We start from the raw sequence: 5,797 nt of genomic DNA on the forward strand, positions 1-5,797 counted from the left end.
AATTCACTGTCGGCGAAGGTAAGTTGATGACTCATGATGAACCCTGTTCCATGGCTACAGATGACAAACATGATCTCATATCAGGGACTTGTTCGCACCTTCCTTAGGTCAATATCGGTTTTAGTCATTTTTTATTTGTTCCATTGTCATTTTGATTTTATTTGCAGCAGCCAGGAAAGGCGCTGCGAGAGTAAGGACTCTGTTTTCCAGGTCATCAAGCGCAGTTATTTTCTCGTCATCCGTCAGATAAGCGTCATTGTTGATTGCTTCGATCTCAGTGAAATACCATTCACAGCATTTAACGTGCTGGGCGAATCGCTTTGTTTGAGTTGTTTCCAGGTGCATTAATCGTGTGTTTCCTTTTCATCGTGAAAAATAAAATCGAGGTCTTGCGTGTGATGGGATAATCCCCACGTTTGGCAATACCCGACAAAATCGGCGTAGTTTTCCCACCCCTTCACCTGCCAGGATCTAAGATCACTGCTATCAATTTGGTATTCACGGCGGCGGCGTGGTTTATAGAAGACGTTATCCGAAGATGCTAAAACATCCTGCAATAGTTCAAACTCAGCCCCTACGGGCACCGTTGCAGGGTATTCTATTATTTCGGTGATCCATTCTCCTGGAATAGACTCTCGTGCGAGGTCTTGTAGAGAAGAGGTGTATTTACGTTTGCTGGCGCGTGTTGCTTGTTCTATCCGTTTAATTGGATTTCGTTCTTTTCGTCCCATTCATTCCTCGTAGAGGGGAAACTCCTTTTTTTCTCGTTAATGTCCATACTGCGTAAAATGCAAATAACCAATAAATAGCGATGATCATAAAAGTTTCCCGTAGATTTTATTAGTTGTTTGAGTAGATGATCTCATAATCCGAGATCATTGATTTTACTGTTACGTCAAAATAGCCAGTTTCTTTAAAGTCGATCACACCGAATGATTTTAACGTGTGAAGCCAGAACATCACACCGCCCTGCGAACATCCAGAACGTTCGATAATGTCACCAAGTCGGATCTTGGTTGGTTTGGATCTGTAAAAGTATTGCAGGGTTTCTAATACGCGCTTTCCAGCGTCGTTAATCTGAATACGGTCAACGCCGTATTTTACTAAGTATTGAATCATAATCCTCCTGGTTATTAATGGCTACAAGCGCCCTGTTCTTTCGAAGAGATTTCTCTTCATTTTCAGATGTTCTATGGCTTTCGGGTTGGTTAGCTTCCCCTGACTCTCGAATAACACGAGGTATGGCAGATCGTAATCCTGGAATACCAAGAAGCGATCAGATGCGTCGTTTAACCTATTAAAAGTTATCCCGTCAAAACGTTCATCCCGTGGCGTTTTAAACTCGAATGGGGAAAGGGTTTGCTGTTTGTCTGGTGCTTTCCTTGCCGCTGGTTTCTTCGTGGGCTTTGGCTTCGGTGCTGGCTCCACTTTTTCCGGCGCTGGCGCTTCCTCTTCCGGCGTATCGTCAAACTCGCACATCGGATCGGCTTCTGGAACAGACTGTTGCTTTTCTTCCTGCACCTCTGGCGCTACGTCTTCTTTAGCGTTGCCAAACACTGGATGTTTTAGACAATCCACCCATTCAGGCGCGGTTTTGCGTTTCATCGCGTTAATATCACGCTCGAAGAGGAAATCTTCTGGCGTTAGATCTGCAACGCTTTCCCACTGGTAGGATCTGCCTTTAATAGTTCCCGAAATTAGCCCCACAGCTTTAAGTTTCTTTATTCCGTCGCTTGCTGCATCGTATTTTACCCCGACACTCTCACCAAGCTGATCAATGTTGTCGTAATACTTCCCACCTCTCTTTTTCACAAAATTGTGAAAACGATGGCGTATTCTTACAAATAGCTGTTTGTTTGTTGGTGATAATGAAACTGTAACGCCCGTTTTCAGATTGGTGATCCGGGTGCATTCGTTGAAAGCGTCTTCTGTATTGGTAAAACTAAAAACCTTACTGTTTATAATGTCAGTCATGTTAGGGTGTATCCTTATTTGATAGAACGTTCTCCGCTCTGAATTGATGTGGAAAGTTTGGTTGCAGCGTCAATTAACATCTCCTGCACTGTTAAGCCTCGCGCTCGTGCTTCTTTGAACAAAGTGGTAAACACTTCATCCGGCAGTTTTACGAATGTTCCGGCTGGTTTCTTCTTTTGGGTTTCGCTCATATGGTTTCTCCTTCTGGGTTAGCTGGTCACTGGGGTGAAATTTGGCGTTGCTCGCCATTCATCAAAGCGTCGGATCGCTTCCTCGAACATTTTCACCCTGTCCGTTTGTTCACTCTTACGTGCTCGGACAAGTGAACTGTAAACAAGTGTTCGTGTTGTTCGGCCTGTAACCAAATCTGCGTAGATTTGGTCAACGTTGAAGTAACGCATGTTATTTGCTCCTGTTTGGTTTTCTCCAGACGCAAAAAAGCCCCCGCACCGTTTACCCGGTGGAGGCTGCAATTCATGCGTGATGGAATGTTGTTAGATGGGGGTCAAGTGATAACGCTTATCACCATACTTTTAATAATACACTAAAATCACACCGATTGTCAAGCTATTTTTCAACAAGTTCGAAAAAGTCAAGTTCATTACGTGCTTTATACCAGAAAATAAAGCTACCTGTCAACATAAATCTGTGATATGATCCAAGCCCGAGAAGCCAACCTATACACAACCAGAAAAAGCTCCTGTATCGCGTTCTGAGAGCTTTTGTGATATCAGTAGTACATCTGCATTCCCTACCCTGTTTAAATCGCTCTACGGGCTTCCTGTGCGCCCTCTGGCACTTACCGAAACCAATAGCACAACTACAGAGGGATAACGGTAGTTATCAGGATAGTAGGTGTTGGGATTGGATTGAGGCTGGATGAACTGGAGCTATCAGCGACCAGTGAAGCCTTAGCCGTGGGCTAACTTTGCATGGATGAAATGCGGAGCATGGAAGACAGGCAGAAGTTATGCCGAAAGACATTGCGCACACGGCGCATAGCTTCTGTGCCTCGTTTCACGAGGGCGAAGCCCTGGCACAATCACAGACAGATGCGCTGATCGCTGCGTCGTGAGCGGCTGACCGAGTAGCCACCCAAAGGCGAATCAGGTCACTTGCCAGGCGACACACGCCAGCAAAGCGAATCTTTCACAAGATCTTCTAAAAGCTCTCTTTTAGAGATCGCTTTTAGAATCTCTTTATATAGTACAGGTTTTTCCCGTATATCATGCCGAAACATACGGGTTTTTCCTGTATATCATCATGCAGACATACGGGTTTTTCCTGTATATCCAGTTAACCAACATCTGAACATACGGGTTTTTCCCGTATATTACGAAAGTAACAAAACGTCACTTTCAGCCCTTCACCCAACGGTAGACCGTCGCCCTGCTCACTGCGTACAGTCCATACAACAACACCTAAGATTAATCCTACTAAAGCGGTGGTTAATAACGGTAAACCCGCTGGTAATTGGCCTGTAAAGATCAGGGTTAAATGTAGCCAAATCACCCAAAGTAGTAACAATAGAAACTATAACCTACTTTACACAATCTCTTGTGCCGTGCGGCTTACAGCGATCATTGTGGACAATGAGCACTTTCCATACATGTGCAATTTGCTGAACGAGTTTTCTCGTTTTATTGTTATAAAGTAACAATTCGATTTTTCCATGCTGAAACCCACCAATTCATTAGCACTCTAATTATTTCATCATGCAATCAATCTAAATGAGAAAATTCTCATTTCCTATGCGATATCGCCATTCTTTAGGACATTAGAGTTATCTGTCCTATTCATCCCCCATTGAAAACAGACACTTATGATCAACCTCGATTTTATCGCCTTTTTTCGGCTGTTTCTGGTGCCAAAAGCCACGGTGAAAATAAATAAGTTGACAATAACCACTTTCCATGAAACAAGAGAAATAAAAATAAAATCGTTCTAAATCAATAACTTGATATTTTGGCATTTCTGCGCCTGGAATCGGGGCGGCCTCGATCATGCCGTTCAGCAGGTCAAGCAACCGCGCTCCGCTAAACCGGGTTTAATCGCGTTTAATGCCACTTAATACCGTCGAAACTCCGCGAATAAGACATTTTTGCAAATAGGTGCAAATTGATCTTGCTATCTATCTGTTTTTGATCAATATTCATACCATCGAGACAGGCTAAGGAGGTGTGAGAATGGCAATCAGCAAGGGTGCAAAACGTACTGACGGACTGGACAGCGCCGATCAGGTGAAGATGGTAGTGGAAGAAATCGCGAAGAAGAGCCAGACAGTGGCGGATCTCTTCCTTATAGGAGTAGAGACACAGCTTCGCGGCGTGGATATGCGTTCCTGGCGTTGGGATGAACTGAATATCGGTAGCAAAGTATTGCGCATCACCCAGGACAAAACCAAAGAAGCGGTAGAAGTGGAATTGACAGAGACAGCAAGGGAGGTGCTCAAGGCTCGTTACAACGAGCGAGGGGATAACGTGTATGTATTCCAAAATGACAGCAACCGGAGCAAGGGTAAGCCGATTAGCCGTTCCAAAATCCACGCAGAGATTCAGTATGCAGTGGACAAGCTCAAGATGCAGCGCTTAATTCCACAGGAGGCAGTGATCAGTATGCACAGTGCCAGGAAAACCGTTGCAACAATCGCCCATAAAAACCATGAAGATCTTGAGGTTATTAGCAAAATGTTAGGCCATCGCTCAACGGAGCACACACGCGCCTACCTGGGGATCACACAGGCCAAAGTTGACGCATTAAGAACGAAGTATTCAACGGGGATCAAGAGAGGGACACGCGCATGAAACGCTTACTTGTGCTGCCGCTGGTAATACTTCCAGTTCTCTCCGCTCAAGCTGGGCGCATCACGTTAACGTTAACGGATGAACAGGAGACAGACAACGCGAAGATATGCGTTTATTCCAACGCAAATTATACGGAGACAGTGACGATCAGACCGTCGCAACAATGCCGCTACACAATGACCTTTGAGGAGGAGTAATGAGTATGAAGATTATAGAGATGAACGAACACACCACAGCTTTCAGCCCTATTAAGAGCGAAGAAGAATTGAAATTCGCCGTAGCATTTTTGGACATGTGGCAGAGAAGCCAGGAGCACGGCGTGAACTTTGAACAGGTGTTGAAAGATGCAATTCAACAAGCAACACCGAACGAGGATCGTAAATGGGTGAGTATCAAATGACTAACAGTTACGGATTGAAAACGCCTGAACAATGGCAACAAGAAAGTATTCTTGTCCTGCTGTTTCATTACGACCACGTAGAAGCCTGTTTCATGGCAGACGCAATCAAGGTGTTACCAGAAGATCACGACGTGAACAGAGCGGAGGAGTATTTAGAAAGCCTGATAGAATGGCTGGCTGGTAACACGGACGAAAGCGAAATGAGAAAGGCTATCGAGTGTTACAGCGTCAAAGGCAGCGAACAGCAAACAGAATTTTTCTTAGGTGCAATTCTCGGAGGTGAGTATTGAAAAAGGAAGAAGAGCCGATCACCCGCTTTATCTGGTGTGGTGCTACGGTGTGCGTTTATACGCAGGTAGTGAAGTTTGCAGGGACGACGATACAGCGTCATCTGTTACCGAGAAATTTACGCAATGCTGTTAATAGTGCTGTGCAGGATGCTGAGAACATCCCACACAGCGATCCGACAAACAACAAACCACCACGGAGAGTTAGTAATGTCAGACCATCAGATTGACCTGCCCCCACGATTAGATACAACACTCAGTTAGTAACGTCGGAATCTTCATTCTCAGAATGACCCTTTCTCCAGCCCGCTGCAAATTCAGACGGTGTCTGA

General features: G+C 44.9%; 9 protein-coding genes. 3 read left to right on the forward strand and 6 right to left on the reverse strand.

The genetic code is table 11. From position 1 onward, the window contains the following. Positions 1 to 120: 120 nt before the first annotated feature. The 6 genes from ACOTW6_RS21710 to ACOTW6_RS21735 form a co-directional block, all read right to left on the reverse strand. Complete coding sequence (locus ACOTW6_RS21710; protein ID WP_023304375.1) at positions 121 to 345, reverse strand: hypothetical protein; 225 nt, start codon at positions 343 to 345, stop codon at positions 121 to 123. Beyond that, complete coding sequence (locus ACOTW6_RS21715; protein ID WP_045350907.1) at positions 345 to 731, reverse strand: hypothetical protein; 387 nt, start codon at positions 729 to 731, stop codon at positions 345 to 347. Before ACOTW6_RS21715 ends, ACOTW6_RS21710 begins: the two co-directional genes overlap by 1 nt. Before the next feature lie 109 nt (positions 732 to 840). Continuing rightward, positions 841 to 1,119, reverse strand: a complete 279-nt coding sequence (locus tag ACOTW6_RS21720) for a hypothetical protein (RefSeq protein ID WP_032625260.1) — start codon at positions 1,117 to 1,119, stop codon at positions 841 to 843. 21 nt (positions 1,120 to 1,140) lie between these two features. Then, entirely contained in the window at positions 1,141 to 1,974 is an 834-nt protein-coding gene (locus ACOTW6_RS21725) for a DUF6945 domain-containing protein (protein WP_040117149.1), read from the reverse strand. 14 nt (positions 1,975 to 1,988) lie between these two features. Then, entirely contained in the window at positions 1,989 to 2,165 is a 177-nt protein-coding gene (locus ACOTW6_RS21730) for a hypothetical protein (RefSeq protein WP_015369807.1), read from the reverse strand. A gap of 1,601 nt (positions 2,166 to 3,766) precedes the next feature. Then, on the reverse strand, positions 3,767 to 4,000 hold the full coding sequence (locus ACOTW6_RS21735) for a hypothetical protein (protein WP_185696589.1): 234 nt from the start codon (positions 3,998 to 4,000) through the stop codon (positions 3,767 to 3,769). Between the two features lie 160 nt (positions 4,001 to 4,160). Between ACOTW6_RS21735 and ACOTW6_RS21740 the strand changes: the two genes are divergently transcribed. From ACOTW6_RS21740 to ACOTW6_RS21750, 3 genes are all read left to right on the forward strand, one after another. After that, complete coding sequence (locus ACOTW6_RS21740; RefSeq protein WP_213789435.1) at positions 4,161 to 4,778, forward strand: tyrosine-type recombinase/integrase; 618 nt, start codon at positions 4,161 to 4,163, stop codon at positions 4,776 to 4,778. 196 nt (positions 4,779 to 4,974) lie between these two features. After that, positions 4,975 to 5,178 carry a hypothetical protein gene (locus ACOTW6_RS21745; protein WP_246616028.1) on the forward strand — a complete coding sequence of 68 codons (204 nt, stop codon included), beginning with the start codon at positions 4,975 to 4,977 and terminating at the stop codon, positions 5,176 to 5,178. Continuing rightward, positions 5,160 to 5,468 carry a hypothetical protein gene (locus tag ACOTW6_RS21750; protein WP_213789437.1) on the forward strand — a complete coding sequence of 103 codons (309 nt, stop codon included), beginning with the start codon at positions 5,160 to 5,162 and terminating at the stop codon, positions 5,466 to 5,468. Before ACOTW6_RS21745 ends, ACOTW6_RS21750 begins: the two co-directional genes overlap by 19 nt. Positions 5,469 to 5,797 lie beyond the last annotated feature (329 nt).

Origin of the sequence: Enterobacter cloacae complex sp. IR5403 (assembly GCF_049238705.1) — a bacterium.
Classification (GTDB): domain Bacteria; phylum Pseudomonadota; class Gammaproteobacteria; order Enterobacterales; family Enterobacteriaceae; genus Enterobacter; species Enterobacter hormaechei_C.

What these genes read in the sequence shown, in the direction of transcription:
- ACOTW6_RS21710 (WP_023304375.1), bottom strand. Translation starts at nt 345, where the DNA reads ATGCACCTGGAAACAACTCAAACAAAGCGATTCGCCCAGCACGTTAAA.
- ACOTW6_RS21715 (WP_045350907.1), bottom strand. Translation starts at nt 731, where the DNA reads ATGGGACGAAAAGAACGAAATCCAATTAAACGGATAGAACAAGCAACA.
- ACOTW6_RS21720 (WP_032625260.1), bottom strand. Translation starts at nt 1,119, where the DNA reads ATGATTCAATACTTAGTAAAATACGGCGTTGACCGTATTCAGATTAAC.
- ACOTW6_RS21725 (WP_040117149.1), bottom strand. Translation starts at nt 1,974, where the DNA reads ATGACTGACATTATAAACAGTAAGGTTTTTAGTTTTACCAATACAGAA.
- ACOTW6_RS21730 (WP_015369807.1), bottom strand. Translation starts at nt 2,165, where the DNA reads ATGAGCGAAACCCAAAAGAAGAAACCAGCCGGAACATTCGTAAAACTG.
- ACOTW6_RS21740 (WP_213789435.1), top strand. Translation starts at nt 4,161, where the DNA reads ATGGCAATCAGCAAGGGTGCAAAACGTACTGACGGACTGGACAGCGCC.
- ACOTW6_RS21745 (WP_246616028.1), top strand. Translation starts at nt 4,975, where the DNA reads ATGAGTATGAAGATTATAGAGATGAACGAACACACCACAGCTTTCAGC.
- ACOTW6_RS21750 (WP_213789437.1), top strand. Translation starts at nt 5,160, where the DNA reads ATGGGTGAGTATCAAATGACTAACAGTTACGGATTGAAAACGCCTGAA.